This window comes from Actinosynnema sp. NPDC002837 (genome assembly GCF_040295345.1).
Lineage (GTDB): Bacteria > Actinomycetota > Actinomycetes > Mycobacteriales > Pseudonocardiaceae > Actinosynnema.
Window position 1 is genome coordinate 134,492 of the sequence record NZ_JBEOVG010000003.1, and the last position, 24,054, is coordinate 158,545.

Below are 24,054 nucleotides of genomic sequence, written 5' to 3' on the forward strand. Positions count from 1 at the left end.
GCCAACCCCGTCAGGCGGTGTCATCGTCACGCTCCGTGGACTACGACTTACCTCCCTGGCACAGCGGCGCGGACGTGCCGGAGCGGGTGCTGGAACGCGCGGTGGCCGCGGCGCTGGAGCGGCCGGAGGTGAGGCGGGCGGTCGACGCGGGGCACGTGACGCGGGCAGACCTGCTCACCGCGCTGGACGGCACGGGAACCGCCGTCCTGGCGGCGGCCGGCCAGGCCGAGCAGCGGTACCGGACCGAACGCCCGGGCTGGTGGGCGTGGTTCGAGGTGAACGCCCCGATCGGGCGGTGGGTGCTGCTCGTCACGCCGGTGCTCGGCTTCGCGGCCCTCGGCGCGTTCGTCACCTCCCTGCTCCACCTGCACTGGCTCTGGGTGCTCACGGCCGCCGCGGGCGGTGCGGCGTTCGCGGTCCTGGCCGACCTGGTCATGATGCTGAAGTGGTCCGTCGCGGACGACGGCTTCAGTCGCCGGTTCGTGATCGCCTGGCTGTGGTGCGGGGCGTTGCTGCCCGTGCTCGGTTGGGAGCCGCTGTTCGGATCGCTGCCCGGTGGTTGGCGGTTGGCGGGGCTGCTCGGCCTGTTCGCGGTCCTGCTGTCGGCTGTCTGGACCGTCCGCACGCTGTTCGACGGCTTCACGCACGCGGGCCGGAGCGAGGTGGCGCGTGCCGCGCTCAAGGCCTGGGAGGACAGCGTCGTGGTCGACGGCGTGCTGCCGGTGCTCTACAGCCGGCTGAACGAGGCGTCGCCGCCCGTGCACTCCACCACCCTCACGGCGCGCGAGGCGTTCGCGGTCGTCCGGGCCGACCCGCTGCGGATGCACGTCCCGACACCGGCGGGCGCGGTGCTGGCCGGGCTGGTCGACCGGCTCGACGGCGGCAGCTTCGCCGTCGCCGGACCGCGCGGCGCGGGCAAGACGAACCTGCTCCGGGCGTTCTGCGGCGGCCGGTACGCGGCGGCGGGCCGTGCGCCCGACCTGGCCGTCCTGGTGTCCGCGCCGGTGGACTACGTGCCGCAGGAGTTCGTCGTGCACCTGTTCGCCGAGGTCTGCGAGGCGGTGCTCGCCCGGTTCGGGCCGCGCGACCCGCTGGCGTCGGCCGCGCGGGAGCACCTGACCTCGCTGAACTACGTGCGGATGAACGCCGACGAGATCAGCGGCAAGGGCGGGTTCAAGGGCTTCGAGCTGGCCGGCAAGCGCACGGTGACGCTGACCGGCCGCGCGCCGACGTACCCCGAGGTGGTCAAGCGCTTCCGGGTGTTCCTCGGCCGGATCGCCGCCGAGCAGGCCACCGAGCGTGAGCGCGAACCCGGCCGGGTGATCATCGGCGTCGACGAGCTCGACCGCATCGGCACGGGGGAGCCCGCGCGGCGGCTGCTCAACGAGATCAAGGCGATCTTCGACGTCCAGGGCTGCTACTACCTGGTGTCGGTCTCCACCGAGGCGCAGCACGACTTCGAGCTGTCCGGCATCGGGCTGCGCAGCGTCTTCGACAGCTCGTTCGACGAGGTGGTGCGGGTCGACTACCTGGACTTCGCGTACGCGCGCAAGCTGCTCCGCCGCTACGTGCTCGACCTGTCGGAGCAGTTCCACGCCCTGGCGTACGTGTTCTCCGGCGGCCTGGCCCGCCACCTCGTGCGCACCGCGCGGTCGATCGTGGACCTCGGCCGCGAGCGGCCGGGACGCGACATCGTCGACGTCGTGCGCGCCCTCGTCGAGGCCGAGCTCACCCGTGCCTGCCAGGCCACCGCCGACGCCCTGACCGCCGTGGACGACCGCGAGGGCGTCACCGGGCTGCTGCGCCTGCTCGACGAACGCCCGGCCACCGACCTCAAGACCTACGGCGACGCCGTCCGCGCCGCCTACACGGGCCGGTCCGAACGGGTCCGCCAACTCAAGGACGCGGTGGCCGCCCGCGTCCAGTTCCTCGCCACGGTCACCCGGACCTTCACCGCGGACCTCACCGAGGCCCGCATGGCCGCCCTGGGTTTCGACGAACTGGCCCGCGCCCGCCGGTACGCGGGCACCAACCCCGACGCGGGCCTCGCGCTGCTCCGCGACCTCAACCGCAAGTGGGCCGCCTGACCGGGCTCACGAGCCGGCCCGCGCCGGGGCTGGACGGCGGACCGGGCAGCGAGCCACCCGGTCCACCCGCGCGTCAGCGCTTCGCGTGCGCGTCCAGCACCACGGCCACGGCCTCGGTGATCCGGGCCGCGTGCCCGAGGTGCAGCCACTCGTCCGGCACGTGGCAGTTGGAGTCCGGCCCGACCGCGCCCGTGACCAGGAACTGCGCTTGCGGGTACGCCTCGTGCAGCAGCCCCATGAACGGGATCGAGCCGCCGAGCGCCACCGTCCGCCAGGGCGCGTCGAACACCTCCTTGCCGATCCGGTCCAACGTCTCCCGCAGCCACGGCGCGAGCTCGGGCGCGTTCCACCCGTCCGCGGACTCCACCCGGGTCAGCTCCACCACCGCCCCGTACGGCACGTCGGTCGTCAACGCCCGCCGCACCGCCTCGACCGACGCACCGGCGTCGGCCGTCGGCGGCAGCCGGAAGCTCAGCACCAAGGTGGTGAACGGCCGCAGCACGTTGCCCGCGTCGTCCGGCTCGGGCAGCCCGGACGCGCCGGTGACCGACAGCGTCGGCCGCCACCCGGAGTTGAGCGCCAGCTCGACCTCGTCGGCGCCCATCGGCTGCGTCCCCGCCGCCCACGGCACGCTCCCGACCAGCACGCCCGGCGTGCTGGCCACCGCGTCGCGCACCTCGTCCACCCGGTTCTCCGGGATGTCGACGTGCATCTCGCGCACCAGCACCTCGCCGGTCGCGGAGTCCTCCAGCCGGTCGAGGAGCTGCCGGGCGATCCGGAACGACGACGGCACGATCCCGCTCGCCATGCCCGAGTGCAGCCCGCTCTCCAGCACCCGCACCGTCATCGTGACCTGCGCCAACCCGCGCAACGACGTGGTCAGCCACATCCGGTCGTAGTCGTTGCCGCCCGAGTCGAGGCACACCACCAGCGACACGTCGCCGAGCCGCGGCTTGAGGTGCTCGAGGTACGCGGGCAGGTCCGGGCTGCCGGACTCCTCGCCGGTCTCCAGCAGCACGACGCACCGCGAGTGCGTGCCGCCGGAGCGCCGGACGCCCTCGATCGCGGCGATCGCGGCGTAACCGGAGTAGCCGTCGTCCGCCGCGCCGCGGCCGTAGAGCCGCCCGTCGCGCACGACCGGCGTCCACGGGCCGAGGCCCTCGCCCCAGCCGCCGACCGGCGGCTGCTTGTCGAGGTGGCCGTACAGCAGCACGGTGTCGGACGTCGGCGCGGTGCCGGGCACGTCCACCAGCAGCACGGGCGTGCGGTCGGGCAGCTCGACGACCTCGACGGTCGCGCCGGGCAGGTCGCGGTCGGCGAGCCAGGCGCGCACGTGCTCCACCGCGGCGGCCAGGTGGCCGTGCGAGGCCCACTCGGGGTCGAAGGCTGGGGAGATCGCGGGTACCGCGACCAAGGCGGACAGGCTCGGGAGGATGTCGTCGTCCCAGAGCCCGCGAACGGTACGGGTCAGCGCTGAACGGTCCACGCCCCGATCCTGTCACGGCCCGGTCGGCCGGCGACCCCCGGAAACGGGACCCGAGCGGGTTTCGCGTGGTGGAAATGGTCTGTCCGGCCGATGGTCGGTAGTCCATCCAACGCGACCGTGCCGACGTGGGCCGTTGCCGTCGACCCGGCGTGTCCGAAACCCTACGGAAGGTGGTTAACGATCGGTAACCGGGACGCGGCTGTTCGGTAGTCGGACGCTCTACTCGGACTGCCGAAGATTGGCCGTCCAACCGTTACCGCACGTCAGACCGCTGCGCCGGAGGTCACGAACTGGGACGGGGCTCACCATGTCGTGTGACGCCATGTCAGGATGTGGATGAGAACACCGTCAGCGCCGACGGTTGCCCGACCCCCACACCCCGGGGACGACGGCGACTGGCGGTGCAGCCGCGCAGGCTCGCCACAAGCGACCGGGCGGCCTCGTAGACGAGGAGACAAGGCGCATGTCGTCCCCCGAGAAATGGACGCACCCAGGGCCGGATGCCGCGCCGGCCACTGCTGCCAAACCGACAGCGGAACAGGTGATCGCAGGCTTGCGAGCGACAGACGAGGGCGGCGCCGACCTGGTGCAGCTGCTCACCCCCGAGGGCGAGCGCGTCCAGCACCCGGATTTCGACATCGACATCACGGCCGAGGAGCTGCGCGGGCTCTACCGCGACATGGTCCTGGTCCGCCGGGTCGACCGCGAGGCCAACGCGCTGCAGCGCAAGGGCGAGCTGGGCATCTGGGTGCCGCTGCTCGGCCAGGAGGCCGCGCAGATCGGCGCCGGCCGGGCCATGCGCCCGGAGGACATGGCGTTCCCCAGCTACCGCGAGCACGGCATCGCGTGGACGCGCGGCGTCAAGCCGACCGACCTGCTCGGCATCTTCCGGGGCACCGACAACGGCACGTGGGACCCGGTGGCGACCCGGTTCCACCCGTACACGATCGTCATCGGCAACCAGGTGCTCAACGCCACCGGCTACGCCATGGGCCAGAAGTTCGACGGCAAGGTGGGCGACGCCGACGGCGAGGCCACCATCTGCTTCTTCGGCGACGGCGCGACCAGCCAGGGCGACGTGCACGAGGGCTTCGTGTGGGCCGCGGTCTACGACGCGCCGCTGGTGTTCTTCTGCCAGAACAACCAGTGGGCCATCTCCGAGCCGACCGAGCGCCAGTCCCGCCTCCCGCTCTACCAGCGGGCGCGCGGCTACGGCTTCCCCGGCATCCGGGTCGACGGCAACGACGTGCTGGCCACCCTCGCGGTCACCCGCTGGGCGCTGGAGGAGTGCCGCCAGGGCAACGGCCCGATCCTGATCGAGGCGTTCACCTACCGGATGGACGCGCACACCACCTCCGACGACCCCTCGCGCTACCGGCTGTCCGACGAGCTGGAGCTGTGGAAGTTGAAGGACCCGATCGAGCGCGTCAAGGTGCACCTGGTCAAGCAGCAGTGGGCCGACCAGGCGTACTTCGAGTCGGTCGAGGCCGAGGCCGAGCGGATCGCGATCGAGCTGCGCGACTACTGCGTCAACCTGCCCGACCCGCCCGCCGGGCGGATCTTCAGCGAGGTCTACGCCGAGGGCAACCACGTCCTGGAGGCGCAACGCGACGAGTTCCTGGCCTACCACGCCGGGTTCGCGGGAGGTGAGCACTGATGGCCGCTCCGACCATGGACCGCCCCACCGCTGACGCCACGGGCGCGCCCGCGGTGCAGACGCTGACCATCGCGAAGGCGTTGAACAACGGCCTGCGCGCGTCGATGGAGGCCGACCCCAAGGTCATCGTGATGGGCGAGGACGTCGGCAAGCTCGGCGGCGTCTTCCGGATCACCGACGGCCTGCAGAAGGACTTCGGCGAGCAGCGCGTGCTGGACACCCCGCTGGCCGAGTCGGGCATCATCGGCACCGCCGTCGGCCTCGCGATCCGCGGCTACCGGCCGGTGTGCGAGATCCAGTTCGACGGCTTCATCTTCCCCGGCTTCGACCAGATCGTGTCGCAGGTCGCCAAGCTGCACTTCCGCACCCAGGGCCGGCTCAAGGTGCCCATGGTGATCCGGGTGCCGTTCGGCGGCGGCATCGGCGCGGTCGAGCACCACTCCGAGTCGCCCGAGTCGTACTTCGCGCACACCGCCGGCCTCAAGGTCGTCGCGTGCTCGAACCCGGCCGACGCCTACTGGATGATCCAGCAGGCGATCGACTGCGACGACCCGGTGCTGTTCTTCGAGCCCAAGCGGCGCTACTACGAGAAGGGCGAGGTCGACACGACCGCCGCGCCCGGACCGCTGTTCGCCTCGCGCACGCTGCGCACCGGGTCGGACGTCACGCTGGTGACGTACGGGCCGATGGTGCGCACGTCGCTGGAAGCCGCCGCGGCGGCCGAGGAGGAGGGGCGCTCGCTGGAGGTCGTCGACCTGCGCTCGCTCTCGCCGCTGGACCTCGCGCCCGTGTACGAGTCGGTGCGGCGCACCGGCCGGCTGGTCGTGGTGACCGAGGCGCCCAGCGAGTCCTCCATCTCCAGCGAGATCGCGGCCAAGGTGCAGCAGGAGTGCTTCTACTCCCTGCAGGCCCCCGTGCTGCGGGTGACCGGGTTCGACACCCCGTACCCGCCGTCGAAGTTGGAGGAGGAGTTCCTCCCCGACCTCGACCGGGTGCTGCACGCCGTCGACCGCTCGCTAGCCTGGTAGGGGGATAGCTGTGCCGCAGTTCAAGCAGTTCCCCCTGCCCGACACGGCGGAGGGGCTGACCGAGGCCGAGATCCTCACCTGGCACGTCAAGCCGGGTGACGCGGTGAAGGTCAACCAGGTCATCGTCGAGATCGAGACCGCCAAGGCGGCCGTCGAGCTGCCGTGCCCGTGGGACGGCGTGGTGACCGAGTTGCTGGTCGAGGTCGGCCAGACGGTCGAGGTCGGCGTCCCGATCATCACGATCGACGTGGACCCGTCCGGCTCGGCGCCGACCGCCGCGCCGACGCCCGCGTCGGCGTCCACGCCCGCGTCGAACGGCAAGATCGGCGAGGAGATGCCGGGAGGCCGGATCGCCACGCTGGTCGGCTACGGCCCGCGGGCCGGTGCGGCGAAGCGTCGTCCGCGCAAGGACGCGCCGGCTCCCGTCGCCGCGGCTCCCGCAGCTGCTCCTGCTCCCGCGCCTGCTCCGGCTCCGGTTTCCGCTCCCGCGCCCGCCCCGGTGGTCGCGGAACCGGCGACCCCGGGCGGTTACGTGCCGCTGGCCAAGCCGCCGGTGCGCAAGCTGGCCAAGGACCTGGGCGTCGACCTGCGCGCGCTGGCGGGCTCCGGCCCGGGTGGCGTGATCACGCGGGAAGACGTCGAGCAGGCCGTCGCGGGCCCGACCCCGGCCGCCGCCGCGGCGCCGGTCGAGACCGGGTCGCGCGAGCGGCGCGTGCCGATCAAGGGCGTCCGCAAGGCGACCGCGCAGGCGATGGTGGACAGCGCGTTCACCGCGCCGCACGTCACCGAGTTCCTGACCGTCGACGTGACGCCGATGATGGAGCTGCGGGCGCGGCTGAAGAGCGCCCCGCAGTTCCGCGACGTCAAGCTCACGCCGCTGGCGTTCGCCGCCAAGGCGGTCGTGCTGGCCGTCCGCCGCACGCCCGACGTCAACGCGACGTGGGACGAGGCGGCGCAGGAGATCGTCTACAAGGACTACGTGCACCTGGGCATCGCCGCCGCGACGCCGCGCGGTCTCGTGGTGCCGAAGGTCCGCGACGCCGACCGCATGTCGCTGCGCGAGCTGGCCGTGTCCCTGGACGCCCTGGCCACGACCGCCCGTGACGGCAAGACGACGCCCGCGGACATGATGGGCGGCACGATCACCATCACCAACGTCGGCGTCTTCGGCGTCGACACGGGCACCCCGATCATCAACCCGGGCGAGTCGGCGATCCTCGCCTTCGGCGCGATCCGGGACATGCCGTGGGTGGTGGACGGCCAGGTCGTGCCGCGCAAGGTGTGCCAGCTGGCGCTCAGCTTCGACCACCGCGTGGTCGACGGCCAGCAGGGCTCGCAGTTCCTGGCCGACGTGGGCGCGCTGCTCGCCGACCCCGGCGTGGCGATGACCTACTGAAGTACCGACCTACCGATCGGCTGAACCGGAAGGGCCGGCGTCCACCGCGGGCGTCGGCCCTTCCGCGTCACCGATCCCTCTCAGCACCTCCGCCACGTGCTCCGGTTCGGTGCCCTCCGCGGTGACCGCGCAGCGGGTGAACCCGGCGTCGAGCAGCTTGACCCGGGTCTGCCGGAAGTGGCTGCCGTCGAACCGGAACGCGCACTCCCGCGCCTCCACTCCACGCAGCCCGATCACCGAGTCGGCCCTGCCCGAGAGCAGGTTCACCATCGACAGGTCCACGGTCGAGCGGCTGAGCTCCGCGCCGTCGAGGGCGATGGTCGCGCTCGTGCCGACGAGCCCGGCGAACGTGAGGGTCGTGCCGCGCAGGGCCGCGCCGGTCAGGTCGACGGTGCCGGCGGTGAGGTCCGTCGCGGAGAAGTCGGCGACCTCGCCGGTGAACTCGGCCTCGCCGAAGTCGAGGGTGGCGGACCGGGCGGAGAGGTCCTCGAACGACGTGACCGCGGCGGTGAACCGCGCCCGGCGGAAGCTGAGCGTGCCCGTGACCCGGCAACGGGCGAAGTCGGTGCGTGCGCCGCGGAAGACGGCGTTGTCGAACTTGAAGGTGCCGACGAACCGGCGTTCCGACAGGTCCAGGTCCTCGAACTCGACGCCGTGGAAGTCCATCTCGACGCCGCCGACGGTCCACGAGTCCTTCCAGGTGTGGTCGAGCAGGGTGTTGATGATCTCCTGGCGCACCTCGCGCTCCGTGCGGTCCTCCTCGGGGTAGGGCGTGCGCAGGTAGCCGCACAGCACGTCCACGCAGGTCTGGCGCTGCTCCGGCCAGTCGTCGGCCAGGCCGACCATCGCGTACACGCCCGCGAGGCGGACCGCGAAGCTCTCGTGGCCGAGCTGCTCGGCGGCCTTGCCGTAGCGCTCGTTGAAGAACTTCGTGCGCTCCCGCTGCTCCTGCCGGGTGGCGATGACGTGCGCGGCTTCCGACACCTGCTGCTTGCGGTACCCGACGGCCAGCGCGACGACCGCGCCCAGCCCGCCGACCACGGCGAGGCCGATCTTGAGCAGGTCGAGCAGCTCGGCGGTGGTGAAGCTGGTGGACGACGGCAGCGCCGGTCGGCCGAGCAGCCGGTAGAGCCCGTACCCGGTGGCCGCGGCCAGCAGCAGGGCCAGCACCAGCCACTTGACCAGCGACCGACCCATCGACCCCTTGACGTCGGCGACCACCTGTTTCTCGCGGAGCACCACCGGTGGCGTCGACGTCGGCGTCGTCCCGCGCGAGGGCCGGGCGAGCCGCAGCACCAGCCACAGGACGATGAGCACGGCGAACGCGACGCCGGCGGGCAAGTAGGGGGCGAAGTGGTCGAGCACGAGGTGCAATCGTGCCGGACGAGCGCGTTAATCGGTTGAAGTTCCAGTGACTGGAGAATTCAAGGTGGTCCCCGTGACGCACTACTCGATCGGCGAACTGGCGCGGTTGACCGGGTTGTCCACGCGGACGATCCGGTTCTACTCCGACTCCGGTGTGATCCCCGTGGCGGGGCGCACGGTGGGCGGGTTCCGCACCTACGACGTCGACGGGCTGGCGCGGCTGAAGCTCGTGCGGACCCTGCGTGAACTGGGCGTCGACCTGCCCACCGCGCAACGGGTCCTGGCACGGGAGGTGTCCGTGGCCGAGGTGGCCCGGACGCACGCGGAAGCCATCGACGCGCAGATGCGCACGCTCCGGCTGCGCCGGGCCGTGCTGCGGGTCGTGGCTCGGAACGGGGAGGTGGAGATGGTGCACGAGTTCGCGCGGCTGTCGGCGGAGGAGCGGCAGGCGATCCTGGACGACTTCTTCGACGAGGTGTTCGGCGGGTTCGACATGGACCAGGCGTTCTTGGAGCGCATGAGGTCGGTCCGGGTCGACCTGCCGGACGACCCGTCGCCGGAGCAGTTGGAGGCGTGGATCGAGCTGGTGAACCTGGTGCGCGACCCGGACTTCCGGGCGTCGATCCGGCGGATGTCGCAGCGGCACCAGGAGATGCGGGCGGAGGGCGCCGACCTGGCGCCGTACTCGCCGGCGCAGATGGAGGCGTTCCAGCACGCGTTCGCCCGGGCGCGCGAGGCGGTGGACGCGGGCATCGACCCGCGTTCGCCGGAGGCGGCGGCGATCGTCGCCGAGATCAACGAGAGGTGGGCGTCCGCCCTGGACCTCCCGGTCGGCCCGGAACTGTCCCGCCGGTTGGAGGAGTTCGGCGACCCCAGGGCCGAGCGCTACTGGCAGCTGATCGCCACGGTCAACGGCTGGGAGACCCAGGTCCCCGACACCACGGCCGAACGGGCGTGGCTGGCGGAAGCCGGTCGCTGACGCTCATCTGCGAAGGACCTCGGCCTTGGCCACGCCGAGGTCCTTCACCCCGCGTCCACCGGCGGCCGAAGACGCCCTGGTAGAACTCGGCCGGCACCTCGGCCTCAGGACGATCGAGCCCGACGCACCCGACGAGGCGCCCAAGCCGACCCGGCCGTCGAGGATCACGGAGTGGACCGATGAACGAGCGCCCGTGGGCCGACGCCGCGTGCCAGTGGGTGCAGGAGCACCAGGACCGGTGGCTGAGGCAGGCGATCGTGCCCGCCCTGCACTCCGCCACGACCGGGACGGCGCTGGTCGTCGAGCTGACGGGCCCCGCTTGGCGTGCCAGGACCGAACTGCGCCCCGACCTCGCCGCCGAGGACGTGCGCGGGCACCTGGACGACTGGCTGCGGGAATCCGTGCCACCGGTGTCCGACCTGTCGCGCCGGTGGGACCGGCAGTGGGATCGGTGCGGCCCGGAGGCGCACCGGCTCAAGCACGCGTACCCCGAGCGCTGGGTGCGTTTCCACAGCCTGCCGGAGTCGAAGCGGTACCCCGGGACCGAGGACGAGTACGCCATCGCCCTGCACCGCTACAACGCGGTGCTGGACGAGCTGTTCGCCGGCGGGGAGGTCTACGTGATCACCATGCGGTGGCGCGAGGATCCGGAGCCGGGGACCGGTCACTGGACGACGATCTGCGTGGACCCGGACCTGGACTACCCGTCGTACTGGCACTTGTACGCCAAGCGGATCCCGTGGACGAACGGCGCCATCGACACCCTGCTGCGCGAGGTGGCGGACGACGCCGAGGCCAACGTGATGATCACCGACCTGGACCTGCGCCGCATCCACCACCCCTACGACGGCGGCGCGGACGTGCTGCTGCCGACCACCGACGAACGTGACGCGCTGAGGGCCCGTCACCCCGACTGGCTTGGCAGCCAGGAAGGCGGGTACTCGTCGGGCTTCGGCGGTCGGACGTGCTTGAGGTCCGTCGGGTCGGCGGCGCCGACCCGGCCGTAGTTCTCGCGGGCCCGGGTCAGGCTGAGACCTCGGTTCGGGCCTCCTCGTACCTGGTCGGCATCGTGCTCGTCCTGGCCGTCGTCCTCCCAGAAGCAGACGTCGCAGATCTCGTAGCCACCCCGTTCGCCGAGGGTGAGGAAGCCGCAGCAAGGGCAGGCGTGCGGGCCGGACTCGCCGTCACGGACGACGTTGAAGAACGGCTCTGGGGACATGCCGCACATGGTCACATCTCCGACTGGGTGAAGGCGGCCGAATGAGTGCCACGACTCGCGCGGAGCACGAACGCGCCCGCAAAGCAGTGGACGGGGTCTTCCGCGTCCCGAAGACCCCGTCCACCTCCCAGACGGCCTGATGACGGCCTGGGGAGATCAACTCACTTGATGTACATCCCGGAAATGGCCCTGGCCACGACCAACCGCTGGATCTCCGACGTCCCCTCGAAGATGGTGAAGATCTTGGCGTCACGGTGCATCCGCTCGACCGGGTGCTCGCGCGTGTAACCGGCCCCGCCCAGGATGTGGATCGCACGTTCCGTCGCCCACACGGACACCTCGCCCGCCTTGAGCTTCGACATCGACCCCTCGCCCGCCGTGAACGGGACGTTGTTGCGACCCATCCAGGCCGCCCGCCACACCAGCAGCCGCGCGGCGTCGATCTCCATCTTCATGTTCGCCAGGTCGAACGCGATGGACTGGTTCTCGATGATCTTCCGGCCGAACGCCGACCGGTCCTTCGCGTACTCCAGCGAGTACTCGTAAGCCGCACGCGCGACGCCCACCGCCATCGCGCCCACGGTCGGCCGGGTCGTCTCGAACGTCGCCATCGCCGCCTGACCACCGGCCTTCTGCCCCTCACGGGCACGCGCCAGCCGAGCGTCCAGCTTCTCCTTGCCGCCCAGCAGGCACCGGCCGGGCACGCGGACGTCGTCCAGGAACACGTCCGCCGTGTGCGACGCCCGCATCCCGTGCTTGCGGATCTTCCCCGGCGACGACAGCCCGCGCGTGCCCGGCGGCACGACGAAGCCCGCTTGGCCGCGCGCTCCCAGCGCCGGGTCCACGACCGCGGTCACGACGTGCACGTTGGCGATCCCGCCGTTGGTCGCCCACGCCTTCTGCCCGTTGAGCACCCACTCGTCGGTGGCCTCGTCGTACACGGCGCGCGTCCGGTACCCGGCCACGTCGGAGCCCGCCTGCGGCTCGGACGCGCAGAACGCCGCCAGCTTCGGGTCGTCCTCCGTGCCGAAGCACTCGGGCACCCACTCGGCCAGCTGCTCGGGCTCGCCGGACGCGAAGATCCCCGCCGCCGCCAACCCGGTGCCCATCAACGCCAACGCGATGCCGGCGTCACCCCAGAACAGCTCCTCGGTCGCGATCGGCAGCGACAGGCCGATGGGGTCGGCGAACCAGGTGGCCAGCGACTCGAACCCGTACAGGCCGATCTTCGCCGCCTCCTGGATCACCGGCCACGGCGTCTCCTCGCGCTCGTCCCACTCCGACGCCGCGGGCCGGATCACGTCCTTCGCGAAGCCGTGGACCCACTCGCGCAGGTCAACCTGGTCTTCGTTGAGCTCCAGCGAAAAACCGCCCATGGTCCCCTCACGCCTTCGGAATGTTGAACAAGCTCATGAACCCGGCCGCGAAGCCCAGGTCGCCCTTGACCTTCAGCTTGCCGGTCATGAACAGCACCGGGGCCGACGCGTTGCCGGTCGCGAGCTTCAGGAACTCCACCGGTCCCAACGTGACAACGGCCCTGGGGTCACGGGTCTGCTCCTTGTTGATCGTGCACTCGGCGTTCTCGATGATCGCCTCGTACACGTCGTCGCCGTCGGACCCGCCGGTCAGCCGGAAGTGCACGACGGCGCGCGTGGCGCCCGCGCGTTCGCTGCGGAAGTGCGCCTCCATGCGGCGGAACACCTCGTCCAGCACGCGTTCGCGCAGGCCCGGCCGCGACGTCACGGCCTCGATCTGGTCCTTGGACGCGCGCGAGATGATCCGCGCGAAGTTCTGCGGGTCCATCTTGGCCAGGTCGAGGTCGGCCCCGCCGTCGGCCAGCGCGCCCAGCGCGTCGAGCAGGTCCGCGAACTCGTCCCGGCCGAGCTTCTTCGGGTCGATGCCGCGCGCGATGACGTCGATGTCGACGTCCTTGAGCGCCGGGTCGCCCGGGTCGACCTGCTTGAGCGTTGAGATCAGCTCCTGCGGGCTGAGCTTCGCGATCGCCTCGGTGGTGAGGTCGATGGTCATGTGTGACACCTCCGCTACCTACTGACAGGTAAGTCTACTGGCGAGTAGGTAAGGCGGCAAGGGGCGCGGAGTAATCTTGTCCCAGCCATCCAGGGGGTGCGATGCACGCAGAGCAACCGGTTCGCCCGGGCCGGGCCAAGAGACTGCCACGCGCGGTGCGCGAGCGGCAGATCATGGACGCGGCGGTGGACGTCTTCTCGCGCTTGGGGTTCCACGCCGCGTCCATGGACGAGATCTCCGAGGTCGCGGGCATCTCCAAACCGATGCTGTACGCCTACTTGGGGTCCAAGGAGGAGCTGTTCGCCACCTGCATCCGCCGTGAGGCGACCCGGATGATGGAGGCGATCGCGAACGGCGTCGAGGCCGAGGAGCCGCCGGACGTCCAGCTGTGGAGCGGGTTGCGGGCGTTCTTCGGGTTCGTCGGCGAGAACCGCGCGAGCTGGCAGGTCCTGCACCGGCAGGCGTCCTCGCAGGGCGGTCCGTTCGCCGAGGAGCTGGCCGACATGCGCGGCCGGGCGATCAGCCTGGTGGCGGCGCTGCTGGTGCACTCGTCGGACTTCACCAACGTGCCGCGGGCGGGCGACAAGGAGGCCGAGTCGCTGGCCGCGGCACTGGTCGGCGCGGGCGAGTCGCTGGCCGACTGGTGGCTCGACAACCCCGAGGAGCCGGCCGGCGTCGTCGCCGCCCGGCTCATGAACCTGGTGTGGATGGGTTTCGGGGACCTGGTGGCGGGCGACGTGTGGCACCCGCCGTCACGGCGGTCCGGCCCGGGACCGGAGGGCGACGCCTAGGCCAGCGCGCCCTTGAGCACGGCCACCGCCTGGCTGATCGCGGCCTCGGCGGCGTGGGTCTCGCGCAGCGCGTTGAGCATCACGAAGTCGTGGATCACGCCCTGGTAGCGCACCGCGGTCACCGGCACGCCCGCTTCGCGCAGCTTGTTCGCGTAGGCCTCGCCCTCGTCGCGCAGCACGTCGGCCTCGGCGGTGATCACCAGCGCCGGCGGCAGGCCGGTGAGCTGCTCGACCGTGGCCCGCAGCGGTGACGCGGTGATCTCCGCGCGCTGCGCCTCGGACGTCGTGTACTGGTCCCAGAACCACTGCATCGCGTCCCGGCGCAGGAAGTAGCCCTCGGCGAACTCGCGGTACGACGGCGTGTCGAACGACGCGTCCGTCACCGGGTAGAACAGCACCTGCTGCTTGAACGCCACGTCACCGCGCTCCTTGGCCAGCAGCGTCAGCGCCGCCGACATGTTCCCGCCGACCGAGTCGCCGGCCACGGCCAGGCGCGACGCGTCGAGCCCGCGCGCGGCGCCCTCGGCGACGATCCACCGCGCGACGGCGTAGCTCTCCTCCAGCGCCACGGGGTAGTGCGCCTCGGGCGAGAGGCTGTAGTCGGGGAACACCACGGCCGCGCCCGCGCCGACGGCCAGCTCGCGCACCAGCCGGTCGTGCGTCTTCGCGTTGCCGAACACCCAGCCGGCGCCGTGGACGTAGAGGACGACGGGCAGCGTGCCGGTGGCGCCCGCCGGCCGGACGATCCGGACGGGCACCTCGCCGACGGTCACCCACTCCTCGTCCACCTCGGGCTTGAACACCTCGCCGGCCTGCACGCCGTCCACGGCCTGCCGGCCCTCCACCGGGCCGAGGTCGAACAGGTACGGCGGGTTGGCGGTCGCGGCGGCGAACTCGGCGGCGGCCGGCTCCAGGACGGTCATCTCGGGCTCCTCGATGTCGTGCGGTCGAACCTGACAACACGAAACATAGCCTGCGATTACATCGTGCACAATCTAAATGGGTGCAGGTGTATCGTGGTCTCGATCACAAGTGGAGGGACGACGGACATGCGGGACTTCAGCCTGGAGCTGGACGACCAGCTCTGCTTCGCGCTCTACGCGGCTTCGCGGGCCGTCACCGCGCGGTACCGGCCGCTGCTGGACGACCTCGGCCTGACCTACCCGCAGTACCTGGTGCTGCTGGTGCTGTGGGAACGCGGTCCGGTGCCGGTCAAGGACGTCGCCGCCGCGCTCCAGCTCGACTACGGCACGCTGTCCCCGCTGCTCAAGCGCCTGGAGGCGGCGGGCCTGATCCGCCGCGAACGCCGCCCGGACGACGAGCGCTCGGTCCGGCTCGTGCTCACCGAGGAGGGCGACGAGCTGCGTGAACGCGCCAAGGACGTGCCGCCCGCGATGGGCGAGGCGATGAACCTGGGCGAGGAGGACACCGTCCGGCTGCGCGTCCTCCTGCGCACGCTGGCCGACAACGTCAGCCGCTGATCGCGCCTTCCAGGTGCGGCCGACTCGACCACAGCGCGAACCGCCACCCGTCACCGGTGGGCGCGGAGGAGAAGTCGACCTCGCCCGGCAGCAGGACCGGCGCCTTGAACCGCACGTCGACCTCGTACGCGTCGGGCAGCCGTCCTTCGAACGCGGCCACGCACCGCGCCTTCGACCACATCCCGTGCGCGATGGCCCGGGGGAAGCCGAACGCCTTGGCGGTCACCGGGTGCAGGTGGATCGGGTTGCGGTCGCCGGACGCGTCCGCGTACCGCCGGCCGAGGTCGCCCGGCAGCCGCCACCGGGCCGTCGGCGCGGGCGGTTCGGCGCGCGACGCCTGCTCCTTCGCCGCGCCGCCCTCCCGCCGCAGGTAGGTCGACACGTCGACCCACACCTCTTCGCCGTCCACCGACACCGTGGTCACCACGTCGAACTGCCGCCCGCGCTCGTGCGGCCGCAGGTCCGCCAACGCCACGTGCAGCGACAGCGGCTCGGACACCCGCAACGGCCGGTGCTGCCGGATCCGGTTGGCCACGTGCACCAGGCCGGGCAGCGGGAACGGGAAGCCGGGCCCGGTCATCAGCCTGATCTGAGACTCGAAGCCGAGCACGTGCGGGTAGGTGATCGGCAGCTCGTCGCGCACGCCGAACCCGCACACCTTGGCGTACCGGGCCAGGTGCTCGGGGTCGACGGTCACCTCGACGTCCAGGGACGACCGCGGCAGCTCGTCGCCCCGCCGGGTGAACCCGGTCAGCGCGGCCTTGGCGTAGAGCAGGGTCAGGTTCGCCATCACGCCCCCAGCAGGCTCTGCCCGCACACGCGCACGACGTTGCCGTTCACCCCGGCCGACGCCGGGTGCGCGAACCACGCGATGGCCTCGGCGACGTCCACCGGCAGGCCGCCCTGCGACAGGCTGTTCATCCGCCGGCCCGCCTCGCGGATGACCAGCGGCACCGCGGCCGTCATCCTGGTCTCGATGAAGCCGGGCGCGACCGCGTTCACCGTGGCCCGGCCCGCGACCTGCCGCGACAGGGAGTCGACCATGCCGATCACCCCCGCCTTGGTGGTGGCGTAGTTGGTCTGGCCGACGTTGCCGGCGATGCCCGCGATGGACGACACGCCGACGATCCGCCCGTTGGGTCGCACCGCGTCGGCGGCGAGCAGCGCCTCGTTGACCCGCACCTGCGACGCCAGGTTCACCGCGACCACCGAGTCCCACCGGCCCGCGTCCATCCGCCCGAGCGTGCGGTCACGCGTGATGCCCGCGTTGTGCACGACGACGTCCACGCCGCCGTGCCGCCGCACGAGGTGCTCGACGATCCGCGCGGGCGCGTCCGGCGCGGTGATGTCGAGCTGGAGCGTGGTGCCGCCGACCCGGTTGGCCACCGCGGACAGCTCGTCGCCCTGCGCGGGCACGTCCAGGCACACCACGGTCGCGCCGTCCCGGCCCAGCACCTCGGCGATCGCCGCGCCGATACCGCGTGCCGCGCCCGTGACCAGCGCGACCTTCCCGGCCAGCGGCCGGTCCCAGTCGGCGGGGACCTCGACGTCGGCCGGCCCGATCCGCACCACCTGCCCGGACACGTACGCCGACCGGCCCGACAGAAGGAACCGCACGGTCGACTCGATCGCGCCCTCGCCGCCGGGCTCGACGTACACCAGCTGGGCCGTGCCGCCGCGCTTGAGCTCCTTGCCGACGCTGCGCGTGAAGCCTTCCAGCGCGCGCTGCGCGATCGGGGACTCGGCCCGCTCCGGCGGCGTGCCGAAGACGACCACCCGGCCGCACGGGCCGAGGGACCGGATCACCGGGTGGAAGAACTCGTGCAGCTCGCGCAGCCGCTCGACCGAGTCGATGCCGGACGCGTCGAACACCAGCGCGCCGTACCGCCCGCCGTGCCCCGGGTCGTCGAGGTCGAGGCCCGCGGACTTCACCGCCGCGCGCACGGCGTCGGCCAGCCGACCGCCACCGCCGATCAGCACGGGCCCGGCCAGCGGTGGCTCGTCGGGCGAGTGGCGGCGCAGCGGGTGGGGATCGGGCAGGCCGAGCTTGCCCACGACGAACCGCCCGAGGCCGGACCTGGCGAACGACTGGTAACGATCCATGGGGACATCACACTCCCTACTCGCTAGTAAGTCTACTGATGAGTAGGTAACATTGCCCACGAAGTGCCCACGCCCACCACTCTGGAGGACGCCATGGCCCGCGTAGCCATCCTCGGCGGCAACCGCATCCCGTTCGCCCGGTCCAACGGCCCCTACGCCACGGCGTCGAACCAGGACATGCTCACCGCCACCCTGGACGGCCTGGTCAGCAGGTTCGGGCTGCAGGGCGAACGGCTCGGCGAGGTGGTCGCGGGCGCGGTGCTCAAGCACAGCCGCGACTTCAACCTGGTCCGCGAGGCCGTGCTGGGCAGCAGGCTGTCCGCCGAGACGCCCGCCTACGACGTGCAGCAGGCGTGCGGCACCGGGTTGCAGGCCGTGATCGCGGTGGCGAACAAGATCGCGCTCGGGCAGATCGAGGTCGGCGTGGCCGGCGGCGTGGACACCACCAGCGACGCGCCGATCGGCGTGAACGAGGACCTGCGTGGCGTGCTGCTGGAGTTCAACCGGGCGCGGAGCGCCGGCGCGAAGCTCAAGGCGGCGCTGAAGCTGCGGCCCAGGCACGTGGTGCCGGACGTGCCGCGCAACGGCGAGCCGCGCACCGGTCTGTCCATGGGCGAGCACGCGGCGATCACCGCCCGCGAGTGGGGCATCGCGCGCGAGGAGCAGGACGAACTGGCCGCCGCCAGCCACCGCAACCTCGCCGCCGCCTACGACCGCGGGTTCTTCGACGACCTGGTCACGCCGCACCTCGGCCTGACCAGGGACCAGAACCTGCGGCCGGACTCGTCGGTGGAGAAGCTGGCGAAGCTCAAGCCGGTGTTCGGCCGCGGCGAGGGCGCGACCATGACGGCGGGCAACTCCACGCCGCTCAGCGACGGCGCGTCGGCCGTGCTGCTGGCGTCGGAGGAGTGGGCGGCGGCGCGGAACCTGCCGGTGCTCGCCTACCTGACGTTCACCGAGACGGCGGCGGTCGACTACGTGCACGGCGGGGAGGGCCTGCTGATGGCGCCCGCGTACGCGGTGCCGCGGATGCTGGCGCGGGCCGGGCTGTCGTTGCAGGACTTCGACTTCTACGAGATCCACGAGGCGTTCGCGTCGCAGGTGCTGGCGACGTTGAAGGCGTGGGAGGACGCGGACTTCGCCAAGGGCAGGCTCGGGCTGGACGCGCCGCTCGGCCCGATCGACCGGTCGAAGCTGAACGTCAACGGCTCGTCGCTGGCCGCCGGGCACCCGTTCGCCGCCACCGGCGCGCGGATCGTGGCCACGCTGGCGAAGCTCTTGGCGGAGCGAGGCTCGGGTCGCGGGCTGATCTCGATCTGCGCGGCGGGTGGTCAGGGCGTTACGGCGATCGTGGAGCGGTAGGCCCGATATTAGGCCGAACGGGTGTTATTGGTAACACAACGCGTTCTCGTTCCGTTTCCAATGCATGAACCACTCACGGCTCTTCGCCGCAGTCGTGCTGGTGGCGGCGTCTTGTGCTGCCTGCGGGGAGAGCTCCCGCGAAGCCACCACCTTGCGCATCGGGGTGACCGCGTCGGCCAACGAGCCCCGCGTCCAGCTCACCAGGACGGTCGTCGACCGGCTGTCGGAGGCCGTCGACCAGGGCGCGACCAGGGTCGTCGTGTACCGGCAGGGCGACAGTTCGGGCAGCGCGTACTCGGACGAGGACTTCACCATCCGAGACGGCAACGACATCGAGAGCGACGCGTCGCTGCGCGAGCTCGGCTTCGAGCAGAACATGACCCGGCTGGCCGGTCAGCTCAGCGGCCTCGGCGGCACCAGCACCGACCTCGACCCGCTGTCCGTGCTGGCGGACATGGCGTCGGCGGACGGGCCGGCGGTGCTCGTGCTGCACAGCAGCGGGTTGCAGACCACCGACCCGCTCGACCTGACGCGGCTCGGGCTGGACCTCGACGTCGCGGCCGTGGTGGCGTCGGTGCCGGACGACGCCCTGCCCGAGCTGACCGGCAAGGACGTGATCTTCTCCGGGCTCGGCCAGGTGGTCGGCGACCAGCCGCAGCTGCCGCCGGGCGCGAAGGAGGCGCTGGTCCAGCTGTGGCTCGGGGTCTGCGCGAAGTTCGGCGCGAACAGCTGCACGCACGACACCGAGCCGGTGCCCGGTGGCGCGTCGATCGGCCGGGCCGAGGTGCCGGTCGTGGACCTCGGCCAGGTCGTGCACCAGGACGCGTTGGTGCACCTGCCGAGCTCCGTGCTGTTCAAGGCCGGGAGCGACGAGCTCGCGCCGGGCGCGCGCGAGGCGTTGGCCGAGGTGGCGAAGAAGTTCGACGGCCGCACCACCGCGCGGGTCATCGCCCGCACGGCCAGCTCGGCGTCGGCCGAGGCGGCGGCCGACCTGACCCGGCGACGTGCCCAGCGGGTGGTGTCGGCGCTGGTGGAGCTCGGCGTGAGCCGGGCGGCGTTCACGGAGGTGCTCGGCGCGGGCTTCACCTCGCCGCTGGCCGTCGACCTCGACAACGCGGGCGACCTGATCCCCGACGCCGCCGCCCGCAACCGCTCGGTCGTGGTCGAGCTGTCCCAACCGAAATCGAGCAGCTGACCCGCGTGTCCCACGTTCGGGCCCCCGGGTCGAACGCTCGGGGCACGTCGGGCGTCAGTCGAGGAGCGTCCACGCGGCCGTGCAGCGGACCGTGACCACGATCTGCTGCGCCTCGAGGTTGAGCTGGTCCATCTGCGGCGGCACGCCCGGCGCGCCGCCGTAACCGGCCGCCATCATCCGGTGCGACTCGGCGGCCCACGTCTCGGCGTCGCCGTCGGTCAGCCGGTGCAGCGGCCCCAGCCGCGCGCCGAGGGCCTCGGCATAGCCCTCGGCACGCCGGCGCGCGTCGCGCACGGCCTCGCGCTGCGCCTCGCGGACGGCGTCCACGTCGTCCTTGAGCTGCCACGTCGGCCCGTGCAACCACGTCGGCTCGGCGGTCACGAGCGCGCCGAGCAGACCGTCGAGCCCGGCCACGTCGTCGATCCGCACCACGTAGTTCTGCGTGGCACGGCTGCCCGAACGGCGCTTGCCGTCCCAGTTGTCGTGCACGTTGAGCTGCCGCGACCGCACCTCGACGCCCGGCCGTCCGAGCGCGGGCTCCACCCCGGCGATCCGCGCGGTCAGCAGCTCCACCGCCTCGTTGCGCGTCGACCCCTGCGTCTCGAAGCTCGCGTGCACCTCGGCGCGGTCGGCGGTCCGCTCGACCTTGCCGACGCCCTTCGTCACCACCTCAGCCATGGCACGACGCTACCGTCCATCCCGTTCGATAGCGCTATATAGCTCAAACACTAGATTCACGAATACCAGACGACACGGCTTGAGTATTGGATCGGCTCTAGACACCTCGATACCTTCCGAGGATGGACCCGGTGCGCAACCCGTTCGCCCCCGGCGCGGGCCAGCGGCCGCCCGAGCTGGCGGGGCGCGACAAGGAGCTGGGCGCGTTCGAGGTCGTGCTCGAACGGGTCGCGCGCGGCCGGCCGGAACGCAGCCTCGTGCTCACCGGTCTGCGCGGCGTCGGCAAGACCGTGCTGCTGGGCGAGCTGCGGTCGATGGCGCTCAAGCGCGGCTGGGGCGCCGGGAAGATCGAGGCACGGCCCGAGGCCGGGCTGCGCCGCCCCCTGTCGGCCGCGTTGCACCGGGCGATCCGCGACCTGGCCGTGCGGCACCGCGCGCCGGACCGGGTGGAGTCGGTGCTCGGGGTGCTCAAGGCGTTCGCGCTGCGGTCCAACCCCGAGGACGCGAAGCTGCGCGACCGGTGGCAGCCGGGCATCGACGTGCCCGCGGCGGTCGGCCGGGCGGACTCCGGTGACATCGAGATCGACCTGGTCGAGCTGTTCACCGAGGTCGCGGAGCTGGCGCAGGACGTGGGCACGGGCGTCGCCCTGCTGATCGACGAGATGCAGGACGTGCCGGCGGACGACATCTCGGCGCTGTGCGCGGCGTGCCACGAGCTGTCGCAGTCGGGCGCGCCGCTGGTCGTGGTCGGCGCCGGGCTGCCGCACCTGCCCGCCGTGCTGTCGGCGTCGAAGTCGTACTCGGAGCGCCTGTTCCGGTACGTGCGGATCGACCGGCTCAGCCGCGAGGACGCCGACCGCGCCGTGCTCGCGCCGGTGGACCGCGAGGAGGCGGGCATCGAGCCGGAGGCGCTGGACGCGCTGTTCGACGCCTCGGGCGGCTACCCGTACTTCATCCAGGCCTACGGCAAGGCGGCGTGGGACGCGGCGCCGGCCGACCCGATCACCGCGGTGGACGTCTCGGTGGCCGCGCCGGAGGCGGACGCCGAGCTGGCGGTCGGGTTCTTCGGGTCGCGCTACGAGCGGGCGACGCCGGCCGAGCGGGAGTACCTGCGGGCGATGGCGGAGCTGACCGACGGCAAGGACGCGGGCGTGAACACCGCGCAGGTGGCCGACCACCTGGGCCGCAAGCCGTCGTCGCTGTCGCCCGCCCGGGACAGCCTGATCAAGAAGGGGCTCGTGTACTCGGCCGAACGCGGGCAGATCGCGTTCACCGTGCCCCACTTCGGCCGGTTCCTGCTCGGCCGCGAGGACTGACTCGCCCCTGACCTGGGGTTATTCGTTGGCTTCGATCGCATTGGGTGATCTGGCGCGCACGCTAGAGAGTGGGTCGACCCATATCCGGTCCAGCAGGTGTACTCCAGGCGAATCGTCGGGGGTCACGGCGTTACGGCCGATGATTCGTCGGTATGTGCGGCACCTCACCGGATAATCGGGTGCTTTCGCGCGCCCGAGGGTGCATACTTGAGGCACACACCGAGAGAGAACCTTTGAGAGGGATGAACCCCCGATGAACTTCACTGCGAAGCTCCGCGCTCGTCGTGTCGAGGCTCGCAACCGCAAGGCCGTCGCCCGTGCGATCGACATGGCGCCCACCCCGGCCATGCGTCACGAGCTGATGGCGATCGCCCAGGCTCAGGTGACGACCCTCCGCTAGGGGGGACCTTCCTGCGGCGCGCGTGACGACCACCCGATCGACACCGGGTGTGCCGCCCCGTCGTCCGCGTGCTGGTGAAGGGGGAATGACGAAGCCCTGTCGCACCTCCCGCGCGGCAGGGCTTCGTCCTGTAACAATGTGATCCCTGTCACACCCGATAGGGGATGTAACGGACCACGATCGTGTATCGATGTTCCAGATGACCCCGCGGTGCTGTCGGACCCCCGACCTGGCAGCACCGCGGGGTTTCCCATGCCCGGCTACTTGGCCGTGGCCGAGCCGTTCCAGGTGTCGTCCGTCGTCCTGCGGGCGCGCCTGATCATCACAATGTCCCCCTGCGTGTTCATGTCTGTCCCCCAATGGACCACTCCATGGTGCCATCGGGGTACGACAGTTTCATGAGGGTTTGCTGAGAGCATGAGTCGATGACGCACCCGCTCCTGGTCGTGGACGCGGCCAACGTCGTCGGCTCCGTCCCGGACGGCTGGTGGCGCGACCGCGCCGGCGCCGCCGCCCGCCTGCGCGACGACCTCGTCGACGTGGCCGAGCAGGGCCTGCCGGAGCTGCCCGGTCCGCTGGACGTCGTCCTCGTGGTCGAGGGCAAGGCGCGGCACGTCGAGCCGGTGCCCGGGGTCCGCGTCGTCTCCGCCCCCGGCTCCGGTGACGACGCGATCGTGGACGTGGTCCGCGCCAACCCACCCGACCGCCCGTGCACGGTGATCACCGCCGACCGCGCCCTCCGCCACCGCGTGACGGCCCTGGGCGCCACCGTCCTCGGCCCCCGCACGGTCCGCCGACCCGGCTAGCGCAGCCCCGGTCCCACCAGGGCCGTCCCACTGGTGGTACGGCTCGACTTCCGGTCGTTTCTGCTGCCAGTGAGGTCAACTTTCCAAGCCGCGGTCAGGGCTTGCGGTAGACCTCGCGGCGATGTGCCACCCGCACGACCGTCACCAGTACCTTCACGTCTTCGACCTGGTAGACGACCCGGTAGGCGCCGATCCTGATCCGCATGACACCGGCGGGTTGGCCGACCAGCGCGCGAGACCCGGGCGGGCGTGGGTCATCGGCCAGCGCGGTCACCGACAGAACCACCTTGCGGCCCGTCTGCCGGTCGAGCTTGCGGAGTTCCCTGAGGGCAGCGGTGGTCCACTCGATTTCGTACGCCACGGTTCAGGCGAGATCGAACTCGGCGAGCACCTCGTGGTGCGGGACGCGTGGTCCGGCGGAGGCCAGCGCCGCTCGTGCGGCGGCGAGGTCGGCCTCGTCCTCGGCGGCTTCGAGCCGGTGGAGGTCATCCATCGAGATCACTGCGGCCACGGGCTTGCCGTGCCGCGTCAGCACGGCTCGTTCGGCGGCGTGCTCAACCCGGGAGACGAGGTCACCCAGGTGATCCCGCGCTTCACTGATCGGCACCTCGCGCATACCCCGAATTGTACAGACGGTAAGGTTTGTACAAAACGGGGGATCTGCTGGGCGATGTGCG

The 24,054-nt window shown here is 71.8% G+C and carries 24 protein-coding genes; 13 read left to right on the top strand and 11 right to left on the bottom strand.

The annotated features are described in order from the left end of the window. Positions 1 to 35 precede the first annotated feature (35 nt). Complete coding sequence (locus ABTZ99_RS03335) at positions 36 to 2,087, top strand: hypothetical protein (RefSeq protein ID WP_499607794.1); 2,052 nt, start codon at positions 36 to 38, stop codon at positions 2,085 to 2,087. 73 nt (positions 2,088 to 2,160) lie between these two features. On the opposite strand, the gene ABTZ99_RS03340 is transcribed toward ABTZ99_RS03335, so the two are convergent. After that, positions 2,161 to 3,573 carry a M20/M25/M40 family metallo-hydrolase gene (locus tag ABTZ99_RS03340; protein WP_498771588.1) on the bottom strand — a complete coding sequence of 471 codons (1,413 nt, stop codon included), beginning with the start codon at positions 3,571 to 3,573 and terminating at the stop codon, positions 2,161 to 2,163. Positions 3,574 to 4,036: 463 nt separating this feature from the next. On the opposite strand from ABTZ99_RS03340, the gene pdhA reads away from it, so the two are divergent. Genes pdhA through ABTZ99_RS03355 form a run of 3 tightly spaced genes read left to right on the top strand, consistent with a single transcriptional unit; the run spans position 4,037 to position 7,654 of the window. After that, on the top strand, positions 4,037 to 5,230 hold the full coding sequence (pdhA, locus tag ABTZ99_RS03345; RefSeq protein WP_498771590.1) for a pyruvate dehydrogenase (acetyl-transferring) E1 component subunit alpha: 1,194 nt from the start codon (positions 4,037 to 4,039) through the stop codon (positions 5,228 to 5,230). Next, positions 5,230 to 6,258, top strand: a complete 1,029-nt coding sequence (locus ABTZ99_RS03350) for an alpha-ketoacid dehydrogenase subunit beta (RefSeq protein ID WP_498771592.1) — start codon at positions 5,230 to 5,232, stop codon at positions 6,256 to 6,258. The genes pdhA and ABTZ99_RS03350 overlap by 1 nt, the downstream gene beginning before the upstream one ends. Before the next feature lie 10 nt (positions 6,259 to 6,268). After that, positions 6,269 to 7,654 carry a dihydrolipoamide acetyltransferase family protein gene (locus ABTZ99_RS03355; RefSeq protein WP_499607799.1) on the top strand — a complete coding sequence of 462 codons (1,386 nt, stop codon included), beginning with the start codon at positions 6,269 to 6,271 and terminating at the stop codon, positions 7,652 to 7,654. Positions 7,655 to 7,663: 9 nt separating this feature from the next. Here ABTZ99_RS03355 and ABTZ99_RS03360 read toward each other — a convergent pair whose 3' ends face one another. Next, positions 7,664 to 9,019, bottom strand: coding sequence for a pentapeptide repeat-containing protein (locus tag ABTZ99_RS03360; protein ID WP_499607802.1), 1,356 nt, complete (start codon positions 9,017 to 9,019; stop codon positions 7,664 to 7,666). A 73-nt stretch (positions 9,020 to 9,092) separates the two neighbouring features. Between ABTZ99_RS03360 and ABTZ99_RS03365 the strand changes: the two genes are divergently transcribed. Beyond that, complete coding sequence (locus tag ABTZ99_RS03365; RefSeq protein WP_498771598.1) at positions 9,093 to 9,998, top strand: helix-turn-helix domain-containing protein; 906 nt, start codon at positions 9,093 to 9,095, stop codon at positions 9,996 to 9,998. A gap of 179 nt (positions 9,999 to 10,177) precedes the next feature. After that, entirely contained in the window at positions 10,178 to 11,005 is an 828-nt protein-coding gene (locus ABTZ99_RS03370) for a DUF3885 domain-containing protein (RefSeq protein WP_499607805.1), read from the top strand. Here ABTZ99_RS03370 and ABTZ99_RS03375 read toward each other — a convergent pair. The 3 genes from ABTZ99_RS03375 to ABTZ99_RS03385 all read right to left on the bottom strand — a co-directional run bounded on the left by ABTZ99_RS03375 (position 10,903) and on the right by ABTZ99_RS03385 (position 13,245). Continuing rightward, positions 10,903 to 11,226 (bottom strand): CPCC family cysteine-rich protein, encoded by a 324-nt coding sequence (locus ABTZ99_RS03375; RefSeq protein WP_499607808.1) that lies wholly within the window; start codon positions 11,224 to 11,226, stop codon positions 10,903 to 10,905. The two genes, ABTZ99_RS03370 and ABTZ99_RS03375, sit on opposite strands and share 103 nt — an antisense overlap. Before the next feature lie 152 nt (positions 11,227 to 11,378). Further along, positions 11,379 to 12,593: an acyl-CoA dehydrogenase family protein gene (locus tag ABTZ99_RS03380; protein ID WP_499607811.1), complete on the bottom strand. Its 1,215-nt coding sequence runs from the start codon at positions 12,591 to 12,593 to the stop codon at positions 11,379 to 11,381. 7 nt (positions 12,594 to 12,600) lie between these two features. Next, positions 12,601 to 13,245, bottom strand: a complete 645-nt coding sequence (locus ABTZ99_RS03385; protein ID WP_499607813.1) for an SCP2 sterol-binding domain-containing protein — start codon at positions 13,243 to 13,245, stop codon at positions 12,601 to 12,603. Positions 13,246 to 13,346: 101 nt separating this feature from the next. On the opposite strand from ABTZ99_RS03385, the gene ABTZ99_RS03390 reads away from it, so the two are divergent. Continuing rightward, positions 13,347 to 14,036, top strand: a complete 690-nt coding sequence (locus ABTZ99_RS03390) for a TetR/AcrR family transcriptional regulator (RefSeq protein WP_498771621.1) — start codon at positions 13,347 to 13,349, stop codon at positions 14,034 to 14,036. Here the strand turns inward: ABTZ99_RS03390 and ABTZ99_RS03395 are convergent. Then, positions 14,033 to 14,959 (bottom strand): alpha/beta hydrolase, encoded by a 927-nt coding sequence (locus ABTZ99_RS03395; protein WP_498771623.1) that lies wholly within the window; start codon positions 14,957 to 14,959, stop codon positions 14,033 to 14,035. The two genes, ABTZ99_RS03390 and ABTZ99_RS03395, sit on opposite strands and share 4 nt — an antisense overlap. 126 nt (positions 14,960 to 15,085) lie before the next feature. Here ABTZ99_RS03395 and ABTZ99_RS03400 point away from each other — a divergent pair, with 126 nt between their 5' ends. Further along, positions 15,086 to 15,517 carry a MarR family winged helix-turn-helix transcriptional regulator gene (locus tag ABTZ99_RS03400; RefSeq protein ID WP_499607818.1) on the top strand — a complete coding sequence of 144 codons (432 nt, stop codon included), beginning with the start codon at positions 15,086 to 15,088 and terminating at the stop codon, positions 15,515 to 15,517. On the opposite strand, the gene ABTZ99_RS03405 is transcribed toward ABTZ99_RS03400, so the two are convergent. Continuing rightward, positions 15,507 to 16,307 (bottom strand): MaoC/PaaZ C-terminal domain-containing protein, encoded by an 801-nt coding sequence (locus ABTZ99_RS03405; RefSeq protein ID WP_498771627.1) that lies wholly within the window; start codon positions 16,305 to 16,307, stop codon positions 15,507 to 15,509. The two genes, ABTZ99_RS03400 and ABTZ99_RS03405, sit on opposite strands and share 11 nt — an antisense overlap. Then, entirely contained in the window at positions 16,307 to 17,620 is a 1,314-nt protein-coding gene (locus ABTZ99_RS03410; RefSeq protein ID WP_499607821.1) for a 3-oxoacyl-ACP reductase, read from the bottom strand. The genes ABTZ99_RS03405 and ABTZ99_RS03410 overlap by 1 nt, the downstream gene beginning before the upstream one ends. A 93-nt stretch (positions 17,621 to 17,713) precedes the next feature. Here ABTZ99_RS03410 and ABTZ99_RS03415 point away from each other — a divergent pair, with 93 nt between their 5' ends. Together ABTZ99_RS03415 and ABTZ99_RS03420 are read left to right on the top strand one after the other, a co-directional pair. Continuing rightward, positions 17,714 to 18,982 (top strand): acetyl-CoA C-acetyltransferase, encoded by a 1,269-nt coding sequence (locus tag ABTZ99_RS03415; protein ID WP_498771631.1) that lies wholly within the window; start codon positions 17,714 to 17,716, stop codon positions 18,980 to 18,982. 64 nt (positions 18,983 to 19,046) lie between these two features. Next, a complete protein-coding gene (locus ABTZ99_RS03420; protein ID WP_499607824.1) occupies positions 19,047 to 20,177 on the top strand; it encodes an OmpA family protein in 1,131 nt (376 codons plus the stop codon). A 54-nt stretch (positions 20,178 to 20,231) separates the two neighbouring features. On the opposite strand, the gene ABTZ99_RS03425 is transcribed toward ABTZ99_RS03420, so the two are convergent. After that, the gene (locus ABTZ99_RS03425) at positions 20,232 to 20,855 is read right to left on the bottom strand and encodes an SIMPL domain-containing protein (protein ID WP_498771635.1); all 624 of its coding nucleotides are present in this window, start codon (positions 20,853 to 20,855) and stop codon (positions 20,232 to 20,234) included. Between the two features lie 122 nt (positions 20,856 to 20,977). Here ABTZ99_RS03425 and ABTZ99_RS03430 point away from each other — a divergent pair, with 122 nt between their 5' ends. The 3 genes from ABTZ99_RS03430 (at position 20,978) to ABTZ99_RS03440 (ending at position 23,377) form a co-directional block, all read left to right on the top strand. Then, the gene (locus ABTZ99_RS03430) at positions 20,978 to 22,171 is read left to right on the top strand and encodes a DUF8462 domain-containing protein (RefSeq protein ID WP_498771637.1); all 1,194 of its coding nucleotides are present in this window, start codon (positions 20,978 to 20,980) and stop codon (positions 22,169 to 22,171) included. A gap of 253 nt (positions 22,172 to 22,424) precedes the next feature. After that, positions 22,425 to 22,571 (top strand): hypothetical protein, encoded by a 147-nt coding sequence (locus tag ABTZ99_RS03435; protein ID WP_170211556.1) that lies wholly within the window; start codon positions 22,425 to 22,427, stop codon positions 22,569 to 22,571. 425 nt (positions 22,572 to 22,996) lie between these two features. Then, the gene (locus tag ABTZ99_RS03440) at positions 22,997 to 23,377 is read left to right on the top strand and encodes a PIN domain-containing protein (RefSeq protein ID WP_499607828.1); all 381 of its coding nucleotides are present in this window, start codon (positions 22,997 to 22,999) and stop codon (positions 23,375 to 23,377) included. A 94-nt stretch (positions 23,378 to 23,471) separates the two neighbouring features. Here ABTZ99_RS03440 and ABTZ99_RS03445 read toward each other — a convergent pair whose 3' ends face one another. Together ABTZ99_RS03445 and ABTZ99_RS03450 are read right to left on the bottom strand one after the other, a co-directional pair. Then, positions 23,472 to 23,738: a type II toxin-antitoxin system RelE family toxin gene (locus tag ABTZ99_RS03445; RefSeq protein ID WP_498771641.1), complete on the bottom strand. Its 267-nt coding sequence runs from the start codon at positions 23,736 to 23,738 to the stop codon at positions 23,472 to 23,474. 3 nt (positions 23,739 to 23,741) lie between these two features. Further along, positions 23,742 to 23,993 carry a type II toxin-antitoxin system Phd/YefM family antitoxin gene (locus ABTZ99_RS03450; RefSeq protein ID WP_498771643.1) on the bottom strand — a complete coding sequence of 84 codons (252 nt, stop codon included), beginning with the start codon at positions 23,991 to 23,993 and terminating at the stop codon, positions 23,742 to 23,744. Positions 23,994 to 24,054: the final 61 nt, after the last annotated feature.